The sequence below is a fragment of the Camelimonas sp. ID_303_24 genome, assembly GCF_053543495.1.
On record NZ_JBLLJM010000041.1, the window covers coordinates 14,601 to 32,114 of the forward strand.

Annotated in this window: 14 protein-coding genes; 10 read left to right on the forward strand and 4 right to left on the reverse strand. The window is 66.7% G+C overall.

Annotation, left to right across the window (positions count from 1 at the left end):
* Window positions 1-167: 167 nt before the first annotated feature.
* Window positions 168-791 carry a MarR family winged helix-turn-helix transcriptional regulator gene (locus tag ACERNI_RS17405; RefSeq protein WP_448834490.1) on the reverse strand — a complete coding sequence of 208 codons (624 nt, stop codon included), beginning with the start codon at window positions 789-791 and terminating at the stop codon, window positions 168-170.
* Between the two features lie 330 nt (window positions 792-1,121).
* On the opposite strand from ACERNI_RS17405, the gene ACERNI_RS17410 reads away from it, so the two are divergent.
* Complete coding sequence (locus tag ACERNI_RS17410) at window positions 1,122-4,535, forward strand: carboxyl transferase domain-containing protein (protein ID WP_448834491.1); 3,414 nt, start codon at window positions 1,122-1,124, stop codon at window positions 4,533-4,535.
* 151 nt (window positions 4,536-4,686) lie between these two features.
* Entirely contained in the window at window positions 4,687-6,417 is a 1,731-nt protein-coding gene (locus ACERNI_RS17415; protein WP_448834492.1) for an AMP-binding protein, read from the forward strand.
* A gap of 126 nt (window positions 6,418-6,543) precedes the next feature.
* Here ACERNI_RS17415 and ACERNI_RS17420 read toward each other — a convergent pair whose 3' ends face one another.
* Window positions 6,544-7,773 carry an ABC transporter substrate-binding protein gene (locus tag ACERNI_RS17420; RefSeq protein ID WP_448834493.1) on the reverse strand — a complete coding sequence of 410 codons (1,230 nt, stop codon included), beginning with the start codon at window positions 7,771-7,773 and terminating at the stop codon, window positions 6,544-6,546.
* Window positions 7,774-7,942: 169 nt separating this feature from the next.
* The gene (locus tag ACERNI_RS17425) at window positions 7,943-8,464 is read right to left on the reverse strand and encodes a hypothetical protein (protein WP_448834494.1); all 522 of its coding nucleotides are present in this window, start codon (window positions 8,462-8,464) and stop codon (window positions 7,943-7,945) included.
* Window positions 8,465-8,759: 295 nt separating this feature from the next.
* On the opposite strand from ACERNI_RS17425, the gene ACERNI_RS17430 reads away from it, so the two are divergent.
* Window positions 8,760-9,827 carry a tellurite resistance TerB family protein gene (locus ACERNI_RS17430; RefSeq protein WP_448834495.1) on the forward strand — a complete coding sequence of 356 codons (1,068 nt, stop codon included), beginning with the start codon at window positions 8,760-8,762 and terminating at the stop codon, window positions 9,825-9,827.
* Window positions 9,828-10,168: 341 nt separating this feature from the next.
* Window positions 10,169-11,764 (forward strand): glucan biosynthesis protein, encoded by a 1,596-nt coding sequence (locus tag ACERNI_RS17435; protein ID WP_448834496.1) that lies wholly within the window; start codon window positions 10,169-10,171, stop codon window positions 11,762-11,764.
* A 449-nt stretch (window positions 11,765-12,213) separates the two neighbouring features.
* Here the strand turns inward: ACERNI_RS17435 and ACERNI_RS17440 are convergent, their stop codons facing one another.
* Window positions 12,214-12,345, reverse strand: coding sequence for a hypothetical protein (locus tag ACERNI_RS17440; protein WP_448834497.1), 132 nt, complete (start codon window positions 12,343-12,345; stop codon window positions 12,214-12,216).
* A 146-nt stretch (window positions 12,346-12,491) separates the two neighbouring features.
* Between ACERNI_RS17440 and aztA the strand changes: the two genes are divergently transcribed.
* From aztA to ACERNI_RS17470, 6 genes are all read left to right on the forward strand, one after another.
* The gene (gene aztA / locus ACERNI_RS17445) at window positions 12,492-13,283 is read left to right on the forward strand and encodes a zinc ABC transporter ATP-binding protein AztA (RefSeq protein WP_448834498.1); all 792 of its coding nucleotides are present in this window, start codon (window positions 12,492-12,494) and stop codon (window positions 13,281-13,283) included.
* A 27-nt stretch (window positions 13,284-13,310) separates the two neighbouring features.
* Window positions 13,311-14,186, forward strand: coding sequence for a metal ABC transporter permease (locus ACERNI_RS17450; protein ID WP_448834499.1), 876 nt, complete (start codon window positions 13,311-13,313; stop codon window positions 14,184-14,186).
* A gap of 330 nt (window positions 14,187-14,516) precedes the next feature.
* Window positions 14,517-15,506: a CobW family GTP-binding protein gene (locus ACERNI_RS17455; RefSeq protein WP_448834500.1), complete on the forward strand. Its 990-nt coding sequence runs from the start codon at window positions 14,517-14,519 to the stop codon at window positions 15,504-15,506.
* A 15-nt stretch (window positions 15,507-15,521) separates the two neighbouring features.
* Complete coding sequence (locus ACERNI_RS17460; RefSeq protein ID WP_448834501.1) at window positions 15,522-16,547, forward strand: WD40 repeat domain-containing protein; 1,026 nt, start codon at window positions 15,522-15,524, stop codon at window positions 16,545-16,547.
* Between the two features lie 12 nt (window positions 16,548-16,559).
* Window positions 16,560-16,829: a hypothetical protein gene (locus ACERNI_RS17465; RefSeq protein WP_448834502.1), complete on the forward strand. Its 270-nt coding sequence runs from the start codon at window positions 16,560-16,562 to the stop codon at window positions 16,827-16,829.
* Window positions 16,830-16,844: 15 nt separating this feature from the next.
* Window positions 16,845-17,498, forward strand: coding sequence for a GNAT family N-acetyltransferase (locus ACERNI_RS17470; RefSeq protein WP_448834503.1), 654 nt, complete (start codon window positions 16,845-16,847; stop codon window positions 17,496-17,498).
* Window positions 17,499-17,514: the final 16 nt, after the last annotated feature.

The window sequence follows — 17,514 nt, forward strand, 5'->3', positions numbered from 1 at the left end:
AAGGGGCCTGTGCGCACGTTTCCTGCACGGATGCCTTTGTGGCGGATGGATTCCCGGTGGTCTGCTCGGACATGGCGTTTCCTGCTGCGTGGCTTCTGTGGCCAGAACTTCCGCAGGCAAATGTGCCGCGCCGCAATTATTATGTCAATTTATTGATGCATTTTCCGTCAGTCGCCGGCCGGCGTCGGGTCGCCGCCACGGCTGCTCCCGGAGGCGGCGTCCGGCCGGGCGTCGATGTCCTGCAGGTCCTGGCCGTCCTGCTGCGCTTCCCGGTGGTCGGCAGTCATGCGCAGGTGGCGCAAATTGCGCGTGACCTTGGCAAGCGTTGTCGTGAAGGCGATCTTCTCTTCCGGAGAAATGCCGGCCGCCGCGTGCCTGAAAAATTCCACCGTGCGTCCGCCCAGGGTTTCCCAGGCCCGGGCTCCGGCCGGGGTCAGTCGCACCATGCGCACCCGCCGGTCGCGGCGGTTCTCCACCCGCTCCACATAGCCGAGCTTCTCCAGGCGCTTCAGCACGGCGTCGAGATTTTGCCGGCTTACGGCGATGTAGTCGACGAAGCTGGAGAAGGCGATGCCGTCCGGCATGTAGCGGGAGAGCGCGCCCAGGACGACGCCCTGGATGGCGGAAATGTTCAGCTCGCGATGCGCGGTGCGTTCATACTGGTTGGCGGCCTGGCAGAGGCGGAAAAACAGCCTGTTGTTGATGTCGTGATCCGGCGCGATCTCCTGTCCGTGTGCGGCGCGCCCGGACGGACCAACCTCCCCGACGCCGTGTAAATCCGGCTTGTTCATTGTTCTGCTTCCCTGAAACGCGCCCGCGCGATGTCTGAACCGCTGACGCGCTTCATGTCTTCTGGTTGGGCGTTTCCGTTGCGGACATGGACGCCGCCTGTGCCGGAAATGCTCTGGCTCCAGTCAGTATGCCCGACGTGACAGCGTCTTGTCACGTCACGGTCCTGCACGGAGGCAAATGGCCGGGAATGGCCATGTCGCAATACGTATCAATATATTGACGTAATCACCGTTCGCTCCTAGGCTGTGCCAAAATCTGAACCTGAAATCTGAAAAACCTCGCGGCCGCCGCTTCTCCGGAAGCAGCCGGCTGTCCGGACGGGAAACCCCATGAGTCTCTCCAGCGCGCGTATTTCCAGGCTGCTGATCGCCAATCGCGGTGAAATCGCCATCCGCATCGCCCGCGCCGCCGCCGGGTGTGGCGTCACGTCGATCGCCGTCCATGCCAGTGATGATGCGAAGTCCCTCCACGTGCGCGCCGCCGACGAGGCCGTCGCCCTGGCCGGCGTCGGCGCCGCCGCTTATCTGGATATCGAGGGCCTGATCGCCGCCGCGAAGGCGAGCGGCGCCGACGCCATCCATCCCGGCTATGGTTTTCTGTCGGAAAGCGCCGCCTGCGCCCGCCGCGCCGCCGAAGAGGGCATTGTCTTCGTCGGCCCGCGTCCGGAACTGCTGGAGCTGTTCGGCGACAAGGCGAAAGCCCGGGCGCTGGCTGTGGAGGCCGGCGTTCCCCTGCTGGCCGGCACGACCGGCGCGGCGACGCTGGAGGAGGTGCAGGCGTTCTTCGCGGCCCAGCAGGCGGCGCATGGCCCCGGCGCGGCGGTGATGATCAAGGCCATCGCCGGCGGCGGCGGTCGCGGCATGCGCGCGGTCGCCTGCCATGACGATATCGCGGAAGCGTACCGTCGCTGCCAGTCCGAGGCGAAGAGCGCCTTCGGCGATGAAGCCGTTTATGTCGAGCGCTATCTGCCCAACGTGCGCCATATCGAGGTGCAGGTGGTGGGCGACGGCGTCGACGTCATCCATCTGGGCGAGCGCGAGTGCACCATCCAGCGCCGCAATCAGAAGATCGTCGAGATCGCGCCAAGCCCCACCCTGGCGCCGGCCATGCGCGCCGCCGTCTGCGACGCCGCCATCCGCATGGCCCGGCGGGTTGGCTACGCCGGCCTCGGCACCTTCGAGTTCCTTGTGCCTGGCGACGCCGCGTCGGACTCCACGGATTTCGCCTTCATGGAGGTGAACCCGCGCGTCCAGGTGGAGCACACCATCACGGAGGAGGTTTACGGCGTCGATCTGGTCGAGGCCCAGCTGCGCATCGCCGGCGGGTCCAGCCTTGCTGACCTCGGGCTTGCCGCCGGCATGCAGCCGCGCGGCTACGCCATCCAGTTGCGCATCAACATGGAAACGATCACGCCGGAGGGCGAGGCGCGTCCATCCGGCGGCCGGCTCGACGCCTTTGATCCGCCCTCGGGGCCCGGCGTGCGCGTCGACAGCTTCGGTTACGTCGGCTACGTCACCAGCCCGCGCTATGACTCGCTGCTGGCCAAGCTGATCGTGCACAGCCGCGCGCCTGACTATGACGAGGCGGTGCGGCGGACCCTGCGCGCCCTGCGCGAGTTCCGCATCGAGGGCGTGGCCACCAACATGCCATTCCTGCGGGCGCTGCTTGCGCACCCGAAGTTTGTCGCCAACGATGTCAGCACGCGCTTCCTTGAGCAGCACGTGGGCGAACTGGTCGGGCCGGACGTTGCGGTCCAGGCCGATCTGTTCCACGCCGGCGCCCAGCAGGGCGCGCCTGGCGGGCGCGGCAAGATCCGTTCGTCGAAAGAATTCGATCCGCTGGCGGTGTTCAGCGGCGCCGGGCCGGAGGCCGTCGCCGATGAGACGGCGGAGCCAGGCGACGCCATCGACGCGCCGGAGGGCATGGCGGCGGTGAGCGCGCCCCTGCAGGGCACCATCGTCAGCCTCGACATCGCTCCCGGGGCCGAGGTGCGCCAGGGGCAGCCGCTGCTGGTGCTCGAAGCCATGAAGATGGAGCACGTGGTGGCGGCGCCGGAATCCGGCGTCATCGCCCAGGTGCTGGTCGGCGCCGGCGACACGGTGTTCGAGGGCCATCCGCTGGCCTTCTTCACCCCTGGCGAGGTGGCTGGCGGTGAGGCGGTGGTTGCGGAGGAAATCGACCTCGACCATATCCGCCCCGACCTGGCCGAGGCGCTGGAGCGCCACGCGATCCTCTACGACGATCGTCGCCCGGATGCGGTGGCGCGGCGCCGCAAGACCAACCAGCGCACGGTGCGCGAGAATATAGCCGATCTGGTTGATGACGGCAGCTTTGTCGAATATGGCGGCCTCGCCCTGGCAGCCCAGCGCCAGCGCCGCAGCTTCGATGACCTGCTGAAGATGAGCCCGGCCGACGGCATGGTCACCGGCCTCGGCGCGGTCAATGGCGCGCTGTTCGACGAGGACGCCGCCCGCTGCGCCGTGATGGGCTACGACTACACGGTGTTCGCCGGCACCCAGGGCGTCATCAATCATCGCAAGAAGGACCGGCTGCTGGAGCTGTCGGCCAAATGGAAGCTGCCGATGGTGGTGTTCGCTGAAGGCGGCGGCGGCCGTCCGGGCGACGAGTGGCCGACGCCGGCCGGCCTCGACACCACGACGTTCACCCGCTTTGGCCAGCTCAGCGGCCTCGTGCCAACGGTCGCTATCGTCGACGGCCGTTGTTTTGCCGGCAATGCAGCTGTCGCCGGCGCCTGCGATCTCATCATCGCCACCGGCAACGCCAATATCGGCATGGGCGGCCCGGCGATGATCGAGGGCGGCGGCCTTGGCGTCTTCCGCCCCGAGGACGTTGGCCCGGTGTCGGTGCAGGCGCCCAATGGCGTCATCGATCTGGTGGTGAAGGACGAGGCCGACGGCGTCGCGGCGGCGAAGAAATATCTGGCCTTCTTCCAGGGGCGCACCAGCAACTGGAGTTGCGCCGACCAGCGGCTGCTGCGCCGCGCCATTCCGGAAAACCGCCTGCGCGCCTATGACATCCGCCAGGTGATCGCCACGCTGGCCGATGCGGATTCGGTGCTGGAGCTGCGCGCCGGCTTTGGCAAGGCCATGGTCACCGCCCTGGTCCGCTTCGAGGGCCGGCCGATGGGCGTCATCGCCAACAATTCCCAGGTGCTGGGCGGCGCCATCGATTCCGATGCGGCCGACAAGGCGGCGCGCTTCGTGCAACTGTGCGATGCTTTCGACATTCCGCTGCTGTCGCTGTGCGATACGCCCGGCATGATGGTGGGGCCGGAGGTGGAGCGCACCGCCCAGGTGCGGCACGTGTCGCGCATGTTCGTGGCGGCGGCCAACGCCACCATTCCCATGTTCACGGTGGTGCTGCGCAAGGGCTATGGCCTCGGCGCCCTGGCCATGGCCGGCGGCGGCGGCCATTCCTCGTTCTTCACCCTGGCCTGGCCCACCGGCGAGTTCGGCGCCATGGGCCTGGAGGGCGGCGTCAAGCTGGCCTACCGCAAGGAAATGATGGCGATCGAAGATGCAGCCGAGCGCAAGGCGTGGTTCGACGCCATGGTCGCCGCCGAGTACGAGAAGAACAAGGCGCTCTCCGGCGCCACCTTCCTGGAGGTCGACGACGTGATCGACCCGATGGACACGCGGCGCTGGATCATGCGCGGCCTCAGGTCGCTGCCCGCCATCGCCCCGCGCGCCGGCAAGAAGCGCCCCAGCGTCGACGTGTGGTGAGGCTGTTGGCAAGGCCCGCAAGGGCATGACAAGCTGACGCCAGTTTCCGGCGGCCATTCGCGCCGCCGGTTCCCGGGAAAAAATGCCGGCGCAAAGCTGGCGCGTGATGGAAGGTTCCGGCCGGAAGGCGCGGACCACGGGGGATGACGCCATGAGCGTACAGGAACAGAACGCCGCCTGGCTGGCCAATGAGGCCGCCTATCTCGAACATGTTCGCGCCCTGTGGGCGGCGCGCTGGCCAGAAGGCGTTCCACGCCAGCAGCACTATCCGCTCGGCGAGCGCACGCTCACGCATTATCTGCGCGAGTGGGCCCGGCGCACGCCCGACAAGGCGGCGATTATCTTCTATGGCCGCGAGATTTCCTACGCCGAGCTTGACCGGCTGAGTGACCGTTTCGCCGCCGTGCTGCACGGCGCCGGAGTGCGCAAGGGCGACGCTGTCGGCGTGTTCCTGCCCAGTTGTCCCCAGTTCTTCATCGCCTTCCACGCCATCCTGAAACTTGGGGCCATTCACGCCCCGATCAATCCGATGTTCCGCGAGCCGGAGCTGATCTACGAGGTCAACGACACCGGCGCGCGCGTGCTGATTGCCCAGGACGCGCTGCTGCCGGTGGTGGACGCGGCGAAAGATCAGATCAAGCTGACCCATGTGTTCGCCACGGCGATTTCGGCCTTCCTGCCAGAGGCGCCGTTCGGCCCGGTTCCGTCCGGTCTCGACGCGCCGCTGGCCGATCTGCCGGAAGGCGTCATCGACTTCATGGCCGCCATGGCGGCGGAAACCGGCGCGCCGCCCGCCGTTGACGTCAGCCTCGATGACGTCGCAGCCCTCAATTACACCGGCGGCACCACCGGTCTGCCGAAGGGGTGCATCCACACCCAGCGCGACATGCTGTTCACCGGCGCCAGCATGTGCAGCATCACCGCGACCATCGGCCCGGACGACGTCATCATCAACTTCTGGCCGGTGTTCTGGATCGCCGGCGAGGACGTGGGCATCATCGCGCCGCTGGTTGCCGGCGCCACCTGCGTGCTGCTCGCCCGCTGGGACCCGGCCGCCTGGATGGCCCAGGTGGAGCGCTACAAGGTCACCGTCACCGCCATGGTGGTCGACAACGCCGTCGAGATCATGGAGCGCCCGGATGCGGGCAGGCATGACCTGACCTCGCTGCGCGAGGCGGTGGTGGCCTCCTTCGTCAAGAAGCTCAACGTGCCGTTCCGCGAGCGCTGGCGCGCCCTGACCGGCTCGACCCTGCGCGAAGCGGCCTGGGGCATGACCGAAACCCACTCGTTCGACAGTTTTACCCGCGGCTTCCAGGACAATGATTTCGACCTGAACTCACGGCAGGTGTTCTGCGGCCTGCCCACCGGCGGCACGGATTTCAAGATCATGGAGTTCGGGAGTGAGCGGCTGATGCCGCTTGGGGAAGAGGGCGAGTTGTGCGTGCGCACGCCGTCGCTGCTCAAGGGCTACTGGAACAGCCCTGGCGGCACGGCCGGCGAGATCAGGGACGGCTGGCTGCGCACCGGCGATCTTGGCATGATTACTGAAGAAGGCTTCATGCTGTTCCTTGGCCGGCGCAAGGAAATGCTCAAGGTCAAGGGCATGAGCGTGTTCCCGACCGAGATCGAGGCGGTGCTCGGCCAGCACCCCTCGGTGATCGGCAGCGGCGTCATTGGCCGGGAAGACCCGGACAAGGGTCAGGTTCCGGTCGCCTTCGTCATGGTGAAGCCGGAGGACGGCGTCGAGGCCGCCGATGTGCTGGCCTTCTGCCGCGAGCGCCTCGCCGTCTACAAATTGCCGGAGGTGCGGGTGGTGGAGGCGCTGCCGATGACCGCCACCGGCAAGGTGAAAAAAGAGGAGCTGGCGAAGCAGTTTCTCTGAGGTCGCGTTCTCTGGGATCGCGCCAGGCTGGCGGACAATGAGAGACTGGCCAGACACAAAAAACCGCCGGGAAACCGGCGGTTTTTCTTGTGATCGCGAAGTCCGGTAAATTACGGAGCTGGCTGTTTACTTTTTCTCGCCGGCCTTCGGGTTCAGCAGTTTGCATTCGCTCTCGCTGGCCGGGATGAAGACTTCTTCCGCCGGGTACTTCTTCACCAGCGTCAGCAGATCGTCCTTGTCCTTCATCTCTTCCGGCTTTTTCACCGTGGCGAAGTACATGTCGCGCATCAGCCGGCCATCGGCGCGGATTTTGGCGTCCTTCGTGAAGAAGTCGTTGACCGGCATTTCCTTCATTTTGGCCAGAACAGCCTTGTTCTCGGACGTGCCGGCGGCCTTCACCGCCTTCAGGTAGTGGCTCACGGCGCTGTAGACATTGGCCTGCGGGTCAGTTGGCATCTTGCCGAACTTTGCCTTGAAGCGCTCGGCGAACTTCGCTGCTTCCGGCGACTCGGTCCAGTGGTAGCTGAGCACGGCCGGGCTGCCGGCGGTGGCCTTGTTGCCGAGGCCGTAGACATCAACGGTGGTCAGCGAGAACGGCACGAACTGCTGGCCGTTGGCGTTGATGCCGAATTCATCGGCCTGCTTGATGCCGTTGGTGAGGTCGGAGCCGCCGCCGATCTCGGCGATGTTTTTGGCGCCAGAATTCTGCGCTTGCAGCAGGAAGGAGCTGAAGTCCGGCGTGTTCAGCGGAAAGCGCACGGCGCCGAGGAACTTGCCGCCGTTCTTCTCGATGATCTTCTTCGCATCGGCTTCGATGGAGTGGCCGGCAGTGTAGTCGACGGTGAGGAAGTACCAGGTGTTGCGTTCCGGCGTGGTGCTGCCCTTCACCGTCAGATTGGCGACGGAATAACCGTCATTGGCCCACTGCATGCCGTTGGGCGAGCAGTTCTTGCCAGAAATGTCGCGGCTGGAGGCCATGGAAACGACGAGGATCTTGTCCTTTTCCTCGGCCAGCTTCTGCACGGCAAGAGCAACGCCCGAGGAATAGATGTCGAACACCGCGCCGACGCCGTCCACGTCGAACCATTTGCGGGCGATCGAGGCGCCGACGTCCGGCTTGTGCATGTGGTCGGCCGCCACGATCTCGATCGGCTTGTCGAACAGTTTGCCGCCGAAATCCTCAACCGCCATGCGCGCCGCCACGACGGAGCCTTCGCCGGTAATGGTGGAATAGACCGATGCGCGGTCGTTGAGGACGCCGATCTTGACCGGGCCCTGGTCGGCGGCGAACGCGCCGGAGCTCCAGATGGCGCCAAGGGCCGTTGCGGCCAAAAGACTCGTGATTGCAGTTTTCATCTCGCCGTCCTCCCCCATGGCGCGCAGGCTCTGCCATGCGACGCCCGCCGGATGCTCTCCGGAACTGGTTTTTCCTGTTGTCTGGCGCTGGCCCACCAAAAAAGGTGTCGCCTGACCGCGCCTTGCCAGCGAGTTTCCACGGCGGGAAATAAATGTCAATAAGTTGATATTAATTGACGGCGGCGTTTTCAGCCGGAGGTCGGGAATTGGGCGCCGGCTGGCCAGGTATCACCACCGGACGGGTGTCATTGCTGACGCGGGCGGCGGCGTCGCTGGCGGCGCGACGCAGGACGGCGTAGAGCAGGCAGGCCAGCATGAACGGCGCCAGCGAAAATAGCGAAAGACCGCCGCCGCCATTGGCCCGCCAGCCAATCCACGCCAGATTGGCGATGGCGATGCCCAGGCAAATCCACGCCGGGCTGCGCGGAAACGCATGCACTGGCGCGCCATTGACCGGCCGGAAACCATGAATGCCACGAAACCCGGCGACATTGTACACATAGAAGCGGCCCGCCGCGCCCACATGGATATGGGCGGCGATTTCCGGTTCGGCCCGGACGCGAGCGAGGGTGGTGGTGACGCCGTGGGGGTCAATCACATCGACGGCGGCATATTGCGCGGCGCGGCCCGGCGTCGCGGGATGGCGCGCGTCAACCTCATCCACCGTGCCGTCAATATCTGCGAGCTTCATCGTTCCTCACCCAGCTATTGCCCGTGTGATCCCGCAGCTGCGACGGAATCGGAGCCCAATTGATGAATTGCGCTATAAAATCAATGTATTGTGACTGGTCTTCTTGATTCCTGCGTTCGCTTCACCACTCTGTATGAGGATAAAGGGAATGCGGGCCCCGGATTCAGAGAGCTGGAAAAGCCCGGCTCTTGCTTCGCAGTCAAAGCCGTGGCCCGATGCGGTTCTCGCTGCGCGCCGCAAAGCCGTCAACAGCGGGTGTGAAGAATCGGGCCGCACACGCAATGGAGCGACACAGATGTTCGACGCCAGGCAAATCCTTGACGCCCTCGTGGGCGCCGCGGCTATCAATCCCCAGGGCGGACAGCCCGGTTCGCAAGGCAATGCTGCCCGCAATCCTGATGCCCAGGGGGGCGGTCTGGGCGATGTGCTCGGACAATTGACCGGTGGCGGGCAGGGAGCGGGCGGCGGCGGGGGCGGGCTGGGCGGTTTGCTCGGCCAGATGCTCGGCGGTGGCAGGGGTGGTTCATCTGGTGGTTCATCCGGCGGCGAAGCGGGTGGCGGATCTGGCGGCGGGCGTGGTGGTGGGCTTGGCGACCTGCTCGGCGGCCTGCTGGGCGGCGGGGCCGGGCAAGGACAAGGGCAGGCTGGCGCGCCGCAGGCCGGGGGGACGCAGGGCGGAGCGCAGCCGGGCGGAGGCGTGGGCGGATCGCTGCAGGACGCGCTGACCCGCATGGCCGGCCCGCAGGCCGGCGGCCTGCTGCGTCAGGCCATGGATTTCGCCCAGACGCCGAAGGGCGCCGCCATTCTGGCCGGGCTTGCCGGCCTGATGCTGAGCAAGACGGGGCGCACCGTTTCGGGCCGGGCGGCGAAACTCGGCGGCGCGGCGCTGGTTGGTGGCCTCACCTACAAGGCCGTGCAGGAATGGCAGGCTGGTTCGGCGCCGGCGCAGACCGAGGCCAGCACGCCAGTCCCGGCTCCCGCCGGCTCCGGCTTTGACGCCGCCAGCCAGACCCATGATGGTGCGCTGGCGCTGGTGCAGGCGATGATCGCCGCCGCGGCGGCTGATGGCCAGGTCGATGACGCGGAGCGGGCGAAAATCACCGGCGCCCTGGGCACCGCTTTGCCCGAGGATGCGGTGCAATTCCTGAACGCCGCCTTCGCCAATCCGTTGTCGCCCGAGCAACTGGCCGATCTGGCGGCCAGCCCGGAGCACGCGGCGCAGATCTATGAAGCCGCCCGGCTGACAGTCGATCCCGACACCCCGGCCGAGCAGGCGTTTCTGACGCGGCTCAAGAGCAGCCTTGGCCTTGATGAGGGGCTGGTCGCCCATCTTGACGCGGCCGCCCTGAGCGCCCGCGCCTGATGACCGGGCGTTTTGGACCAGGCTTCCTGGTCCAGACGCCTGGCCGGGTCGTCCTCGTCGAGACGCCTTTTGCCAGACGCGCCGGATCCGGCGGGTCTGGCCCGTTGTCCGCCGGATCTGGCTAGAGCATAATCCGACCGGAGTGCAACGAGGATCGACAAGATTATGCGGAAAAATCAAGAATCTGGAGCGCCAATCTGATGCAATCAGATTGAAAAGCGCTCTGGTGCGATGGTTGTCGGCCACGATGATGACGCATTATCCGTTCAACCGGCGTTACCCCAAGGCCTGAAGGCGTCAGCCTTCCGGCCGACCGCATATTCCGGAGCCATGTCCTGCCCATGCTTCACCGCCGTTCGTTTCTGAGCGCCTCAGCCGCCACCGCCGCCCTGGCCGCGGCGGGTTTTCCGGTTGGCGCGCTGGCTGAGTCTGGCCTCACATTCGGGGCGCCAGCGCCGTTCTCCTTCGAGGCGCTGAAGGCGCGGGCGAAGGCCCTGGCCGCGCAGCCCTACAAGGCGGCGCCCTCGCCAGATCCGGGTGTGCTCGACGCCATTGATTATGACGCGCACGGCAAGATCAAATTCCGTCCGCAGGACGCGCTGTTCGCCGATGGCCCGGGCGCCTTTCCGGTGACCTTCTTCCATCTCGGCCGCTTCTTCCAGCGGCCGGTGCGGATGCGCGTGGTCAAGGACGGCAAGGCGCGCGAGATCATTTATGAGCCGCGTTATTTTGACATGCCGAAGGATTCCGTGGCGCGGAAGCTGAAGGAAAACTCCGGCTTCGCCGGCTTCCGCTTCCAGGAAAGCCGCTTCGGCGACCAGAAGGAAAAACCCTGGCAGACCAATGACTGGGTCGCCTTCCTTGGCGCGTCCTATTTCCGCGCCATTGGCGGTCTCTATCAGTATGGCCTCTCGGCGCGCGGCGTCGCCATCGATTCCGCCGTTGCCGGCAAGGGCGAGGAATTCCCGGATTTCACCGAGATCTATTTCGAGACGCCGGTTAATGACGGCCCTACCGTCACCATCTTCGCGCTGCTCGAAGGCCCCTCCGTCACCGGCGCCTACCGCTTCGACATGACGCGCGGCAAGGATGACGTGGTGATGGACATCACCGCTTCCGTGAACGTGCGCAAGGCGGTGACGCGCTTTGGCCTCGCGCCGCTCACCTCCATGTACTGGTTCTCCGAAACCGCCAAGCAGACCATGGCCGACTGGCGGCCGGAGGTGCATGATTCCGACGGCCTCGCCATGTGGAGCGGTTCCGGCGAACGCATCTGGCGGCCGCTCAACAATCCGCCCTACATCACCGCCTCGGCCTTCTCCGACGACAATCCGCGCGGTTTCGGCCTGATGCAGCGCGACCGCAATGTCGATCATTACCTCGACGGCGTGCGCTACGAGCGCCGCCCCAGCGCCTGGGTCGAGCCCGTTGGCGGTTGGGGCAAGGGCGCCGTGGAACTGGTGGAACTCTCTACCGACGACGAAATTCACGACAATATCGTCGCCATGTGGGTCCCGGCGGGGCAGACGGCGCCCGGCCAGACCCATGACATCCGCTATCGCCTGTACTGGGTCAACGGCGACCCCTTCTTCCCGGACAGCCTGGCGAAATGCGTCGCCACCCGCCTCGGCAATGGCGGCGTTCCCGGCCAGCCGCGCCCCAAAGGCGTGCGCAAGTTCATGGTCGAGTTTCTCGGCGGACCGCTGAAAGATCTGAAGTTCGGTGAAAAGCCGGAGGTCGTGCTCAGCGCCTCGCGCGGCAAGTTCTCCTACATCTTCGCCGAGGCGGTGCCGGATGATGTCCCCGGCCACTGGCGCGCCCAGTTCGACTTCTCGGCGGAAGGCCAGGCGCCGGTGGACCTGCGCTGCTATTTGCGCCTCGGCGACAGGGTGCTGACCGAAACCTGGCTGTTCCAGTATTTCCCCAACCGGGGCTGACGCCCGAACCCGGCGGGTCTGGTTCACCGGCCTCCGCCGGGGCCGGCGCGGCGCTGGGCGCGCCTCGTCAAGGCCGGCTTGCAGGGACGTGCGTTCCGCTGGCTTGGGCCTTGCAGGGCGCGGGCGCTTCAGCGGTCTCGCGACCTGACATGAGGCCTGGAAGGGCATGAGACGCTGAAAGGCGCCCACCTGGCATGACGGCGCCGTCGCCCGCGACGCCTGCGCGGGTCCCGGTTCGCGGCGGAGGACGATTGCCCGGGGTGGACGCCGAAGCCGTCCGCCAGGTCATCGGTCATGTTGCCGCCATTCCACCGCCATGGCGTTACCGGACGACATATTGTAATATTGGAACATTGCATCAGCGCCCGCGATAACGGGCGGAGGGAATGATTGTGAGTTCGGGCGCCAGCGCAGGGTTGAGGATGGCCGAGGGGGCTGTGCGGGCCACGTCAGGCGAGGGCGCCGCGCAGGCCCATGCGCACGATCGACGCGCGCGCCAGCATCACGACCATGCGGATCGCGCTGGCGGGCATGATCGTGATGGGCATGATGCCCATGGTGACGTTCATTCCCATGCGCATTCCCATTCCCATGCGCCCAACGCTGCCCCCAATCTGTCGCAGCCGCCGGGCTTTTCGCTGATGCGGGCGTCGCTTGCCGAGCGGCTGCTGCTGGCGGCCGTGCTGTCGGCGCTGTTGTGGGTCGCCATCGCCGGAGTGCTGTGGTCATGAACGCGCCGGTTGTCCAACCCGTTTCCCCGGCGCCGCCGCCGGCGCAGCGCCCGCCGCCGGTGCTGCGTTTTGACAATGTCACGCTCGGCTATGACCGCCATCCGGCCGTGCACCACCTGCATTTGCAGATCGCCCCCGGGGCGCTCACCGCCATCGTTGGCCCCAATGGCGCCGGCAAATCGACGCTGCTGAAGGCGGCTGCCGGGTTGATCCGTCCGCTTGACGGCGTCATCCAGCGCGGCGTGCCGGCGCGGCAGATCGCTTACCTGCCCCAGGCGGCGGCGCTGGACAACAGTTTCCCCCTCACGGTCTATGATCTGGTCGCCATGGGGCTGTGGGAGCGTTGCGGCCTGTTTGGCCGCATCGGCCGCCGCCATGCGCCGCGCATCGCCGAAGCGTTGCGCGCCGTGGGACTCACCGGCCTTGAAAGCCGGCCCATCGGCGCGCTCTCGGGCGGCCAGTTGCAGCGCGCCCTGTTCGCCAGGCTGTTGCTGCAGGATGCGGCGCTGATCCTGCTCGACGAGCCGTTCAACGCCCTCGACGCCGCCACCATCGCGGATCTGACGGCGCTGATCCACCGCTGGCGCGACGAGGGCCGCACCGTGCTCGCCGCCCTGCACGACCTGGAGTTGGTGCGCGCGGCCTTTCCGCAGACCCTGCTGCTGGCGCGCGAACTGATCGCCCATGGACCGACCGACGTGACGCTCACCGAGGCCAACCTCGCGCGGGCGCGCCGCATGAACGAGGCGACGGATCCCCGCGCCGCGCCCTGTATCCGCGCCGCCTGACCCCACAGTTCTGGATAACCTGCCTCCATGCACGCCATTTACGCCTGGCTGATCGGCCCGTTCGTCGAATTCGACTTCCTGCGCCGGGCGCTGGTGGGGGCGCTGGCGCTGTCGCTGTCCGGCGCGCCGGTTGGGGTGTTTCTGATGCTGCGCCGCATGAGCCTGACCGGGGACGCCATGGCCCACGCCATCCTGCCCGGGGCGGCTATCGGCTATCTGCTTTATGGCCTGTCGCTGCCGGCGATGACCTTCGGCGGTCTTGCCGCGGGTTTCGTCGTGGCGCTGCTGGCCGGGGCCGTGGCCCGGCTCACCCAGTTGCGCGAGGACGCCTCCATGGCGGCGTTTTACCTGCTGTCGCTGGCGCTCGGCGTCACCATCGTTTCGTTGCGCGGCTCCAATGTCGATCTGCTGCACGTGCTGTTCGGCTCGGTGCTGGCGCTGGATGACGCCACGCTGATCCTGCTCGGCGCCGTCGCCGCCATCACCCTGTTCGCCCTCGCCGCCCTGTGGCGGCCGCTGGTGGTGGAGTGCGTCGATCCCGGGTTTTTGCGCTCGGTCAGCCGCGCCGGCGCGCCGACGCACCTGATTTTCCTCGTGCTGCTGGTGCTCAATCTGGTGGCCGGCTTCCATGCGCTGGGCACGCTGCTGGCGGTGGGCGTCATCGTGCTGCCCGCCGTCTCGGCCCGCTTCTGGGCGCGTCAGGTCACCGGCATGGCCGCTGGCGCCATCGCCGTGGCGGCGCTGTCCGGCTGGCTTGGCCTGGCGCTGTCCTATCATCATGGCCTGCCGGCAGGACCGGCGATCATTCTTGTCGCCGGGGGCATTTACGTGCTGTCGTTGTGCCTGGGCCCGGTGGGCGGGCTGGTGTGGCGGGCGCTGCCTGGCCGGCATCTGGAGGCCTGAGGCCCAAGGCGCGGATGCGCCAGCATCTTCGCGCATTGGCATGACGGGCGCCTGAAGCATGGCTGTCTTCCAGGCGCGGGGGCTTTCACTTTTGCCGCGCTGACCAATATATCTGTGTCAGCCAATCTGGGAGCGACGCGCCGGGCTGCTGGCGCATTCTGCTCCCTTCACCAGGGCAAGGTCGGCTCATGCTGGGCCGGGACTTCGCCCTAGCATTTTGATTTGATGCGGTTTTCTTTTGCGAAACAGCGCCGTTTCGCCAGGGAAACGCTCTGGCGCAGCGCCGCAGTGATGCAAGGGCCGCGCCAGGGCACATATCCGGAGGTCCCCATGCCCGACACCAACCCAGGCGCCGACACGTCCGGCAAGATTCCCGTCACCGTGCTCACCGGCTATCTCGGCGCGGGCAAGACGACCCTGCTCAACCGCATTCTCAGTGAGCCGCACGGCAAGAAATTCGCCGTTATCGTCAACGAGTTTGGCGAGGTCGGCATCGACAATGACCTCGTTGTCGGCGCCGACGAAGAAGTGTTCGAGATGAACAACGGCTGCGTCTGCTGCACGGTGCGCGGCGACCTGATCCGCATTATCGACGGGCTGATGAAGCGCAAGGGCGGCTTCGACGGCATCATCGTCGAGACCACCGGCCTGGCCGATCCCGCCCCCGTGGCCCAGACCTTCTTCATGGACCAGGACGTGCAGGACCGCACCCGCCTCGACGCGGTGGTGACAGTGGTGGACGCCAAATGGCTGACCCAACGCCTGAAGGACGCGCCGGAAGCGCACAACCAGATCGCTTTCGCCGACGTGCTGATCCTCAACAAGACCGACCTGGTGACGCCGGAAGAACTGGCGAAGGTGGAGGCGCAGGTGCGCGCCATCAACCCCTATGCCCGCCTGCACCGCACGCAGAACGCCCAGGTCGCCATCGACGACGTGCTCGGCCGCAATGCCTTCGATCTCGACCGCATTATGGAACTCGAGCCAGATTTTCTTGAGGAAGGCCATCACGCCCACCACGACAGCGACATCCAGTCGGTGGCGGTGACCATCGACGGCGACGTCAATCCCGATAAATTCCTGCCCTGGCTCAATGATTACGCCCAGCGCGAGGGCGCCAATCTGCTGCGCTCCAAGGGCATTCTGGCGTTTCGCGGCGAGCCGAAGCGCTTCGTCTTCCAGGGCGTGCACATGATGCTGGACGGCGATTTGCAGCGCGACTGGCGACCGGGCGAAAAGCGCACGTCGAAGATCGTGATGATCGGCCGTGATCTCGACCGGGCCGCCATTGAAAAGGCGTTTCGCGCCTGCGCCGTTTGATCTGGTGGTGAATCCATGACCTCTGCCGCTCCCAACGCGACCGCCACCGGCGTCGTGACCTCCCTTCTCGATCATGTGCGGCCGCTCGACGCGGGCGCGCATGTGACCGGCGCCGCTTTCGCTGGCGATACGGCGATGCTGGCCCTTGGCGACGGCTGCGTGCTGCTGTGCGACGCCACTGGCGAGCGGCGCGTCGACGCTCATCCAGGCGGCGCGGTGCTGGCTGCTGTCGGCGCCGGCGACCGCTTCATCACCGGTGGTGACGATGGACGCGTCGTCGCCACCCTTGCAGATGGCCAAACCCAGGCCATCGCCGACGAAAAGGGCCGCTGGATTGATGCGGTGGCGGCCAGCAGCGGCGCCATCGCCTGGAGCTGCGGCAAGCAGGTGGCGGCGCGCGACGCCAAAGGCCAGGTGCGCCGCATGGAGGCGCCGTCGAGCGTGCGCGGCATCGCCTTCGCGCCGAAAGGCTACCGGCTTGGCCTCGCCCATTACAACGGCGCCAGCCTGTGGTTTCCCAATACCGACGCCGCGGCTGAACCGCTGTTCTGGAAGGGCTCGCACCTCGACGCCTGTTTCTCGCCGGACGGCCGCTTTTTCATCACCTCCATGCAGGAGAACATGCTGCACGGCTGGCGGCTGGCCGACAAAAAGGACATGCGCATGTCCGGCTATCCGGCCAAGCCGCGTTCGCTGTCCTGGTCGCACGATGGACTGTGGATGGCCTCGTCGGGCGCCGACGCCGCCATCATCTGGCCGTTCGAGGCCAAGGACGGCCCCATGGGCAAGGCGCCGCGTGAATGCGGCGTGCGCCCGGCGAAGGTGACCCAGGTGGCGTTTCATCCCCGGGCGCTGATCGTCGCCATTGGCTATGATGATGGCGCGCTGATGCTGGTGCGGCTGACCGACAATTCCGAACTGATGGCGCGCATGCCGGCGCCTGGCGGGCCGGTGACGGCGATGGCGTGGGATGCCAAAGGCAAGCGGCTGGTGTTTGGAACCGCCGACGGCGCCGGCGGTTTGCTCACCCTGCCGGTCTGACCTGGCGTCGTCATGGCCATGTCCTGGTTTGGGCGGAAGCCCGTGGTCGACCGCGCCGTAAGCGATCGCATCCGCCAGTGGGCGGCGGCGGCCTGTGGCGGCGATCCGGAAACGCGGTTTTCGGTCAATGAGATCATCTGCCGCGATCCGTCCTGCCCCGGGACAGAGACGGTGATCCTGGTGATGACGCCAGGTAAGAAAACCCGGGCGCTCAAGGTTGCCGGCCCGATGGCTGGGGTGACGGAGGAGGACATTCATCAGGCTGTCGCGAACAGCGCCTGAAAGAGGGGGTGGGACATGGTTGATCTGCCAGCGGACTGGACGGCGCCGCCGTTTCCCCCGCTCCTGCCGCTGGAGGGGCAGTGGGCGCGGCTGGAGCCGCTCGATCCCCGGCGGCATGGCGATGATCTGGCGGCGGCGTTTCGCGGCGCCGACGCGGTCTGGACCTGGCTGCCCCCGGTGGCGCCTGTCGATGACGCCGGCTTGCGCGCCATTGTCGCCGACGTGGCGGGGCGCCCGGGCATGCTGCCCTACGCGGTTGTGGAGCGACGCTCCGGCCGGGCGGGCGGTTTTTTGACCATCATGGAAATCCGGCCCGCCGATGGCGTGGCTGAAGTCGGCTATGTGGCGTTCGCGCCGGGCCTTCAGAGGACGCGTCAGGCGACGGAGGCGGTTTTTTTGTTGTTGCGCCAGCTGTTCGCCGCCGGCTACCGGCGGGTGGAATGGAAGTGTGACAACGACAACGCTCCATCGCGCCGGGCGGCCGCGCGCTTTGGCTTCCAGTACGAGGGCGTGTTTCGCCAGCATATGGCGCGCAAGGGCCGTAACCGCGACACCGCCTGGTTCTCCATGCTGGATCACGAGTGGCCGGCGTGTGAGCGGGTGTTCGCCGCCTGGCTGGCGCCGGAGAATTTTGACGACGCGGGGCGGCAGCGGACGTCGCTGCGTTAGGACTGATCGACATTCA

Excerpts from the sequence above, each read along its gene's own strand:
- ACERNI_RS17455 (WP_448834500.1), top strand. The coding sequence starts at position 14,517 with ATGCCCGACACCAACCCAGGCGCCGACACGTCCGGCAAGATTCCCGTC.
- ACERNI_RS17415 (WP_448834492.1), top strand. The coding sequence starts at position 4,687 with ATGAGCGTACAGGAACAGAACGCCGCCTGGCTGGCCAATGAGGCCGCC.
- ACERNI_RS17450 (WP_448834499.1), top strand. The coding sequence starts at position 13,311 with ATGCACGCCATTTACGCCTGGCTGATCGGCCCGTTCGTCGAATTCGAC.
- ACERNI_RS17435 (WP_448834496.1), top strand. The coding sequence starts at position 10,169 with ATGCTTCACCGCCGTTCGTTTCTGAGCGCCTCAGCCGCCACCGCCGCC.
- ACERNI_RS17440 (WP_448834497.1), bottom strand. The coding sequence starts at position 12,345 with ATGCGCATGGGAATGAACGTCACCATGGGCATCATGCCCATCACGATC.
- ACERNI_RS17425 (WP_448834494.1), bottom strand. The coding sequence starts at position 8,464 with ATGAAGCTCGCAGATATTGACGGCACGGTGGATGAGGTTGACGCGCGC.
- ACERNI_RS17420 (WP_448834493.1), bottom strand. The coding sequence starts at position 7,773 with ATGAAAACTGCAATCACGAGTCTTTTGGCCGCAACGGCCCTTGGCGCC.
- aztA (WP_448834498.1), top strand. The coding sequence starts at position 12,492 with ATGAACGCGCCGGTTGTCCAACCCGTTTCCCCGGCGCCGCCGCCGGCG.
- ACERNI_RS17465 (WP_448834502.1), top strand. The coding sequence starts at position 16,560 with ATGGCCATGTCCTGGTTTGGGCGGAAGCCCGTGGTCGACCGCGCCGTA.
- ACERNI_RS17405 (WP_448834490.1), bottom strand. The coding sequence starts at position 791 with ATGAACAAGCCGGATTTACACGGCGTCGGGGAGGTTGGTCCGTCCGGG.
- ACERNI_RS17470 (WP_448834503.1), top strand. The coding sequence starts at position 16,845 with ATGGTTGATCTGCCAGCGGACTGGACGGCGCCGCCGTTTCCCCCGCTC.
- ACERNI_RS17460 (WP_448834501.1), top strand. The coding sequence starts at position 15,522 with ATGACCTCTGCCGCTCCCAACGCGACCGCCACCGGCGTCGTGACCTCC.
- ACERNI_RS17430 (WP_448834495.1), top strand. The coding sequence starts at position 8,760 with ATGTTCGACGCCAGGCAAATCCTTGACGCCCTCGTGGGCGCCGCGGCT.
- ACERNI_RS17410 (WP_448834491.1), top strand. The coding sequence starts at position 1,122 with ATGAGTCTCTCCAGCGCGCGTATTTCCAGGCTGCTGATCGCCAATCGC.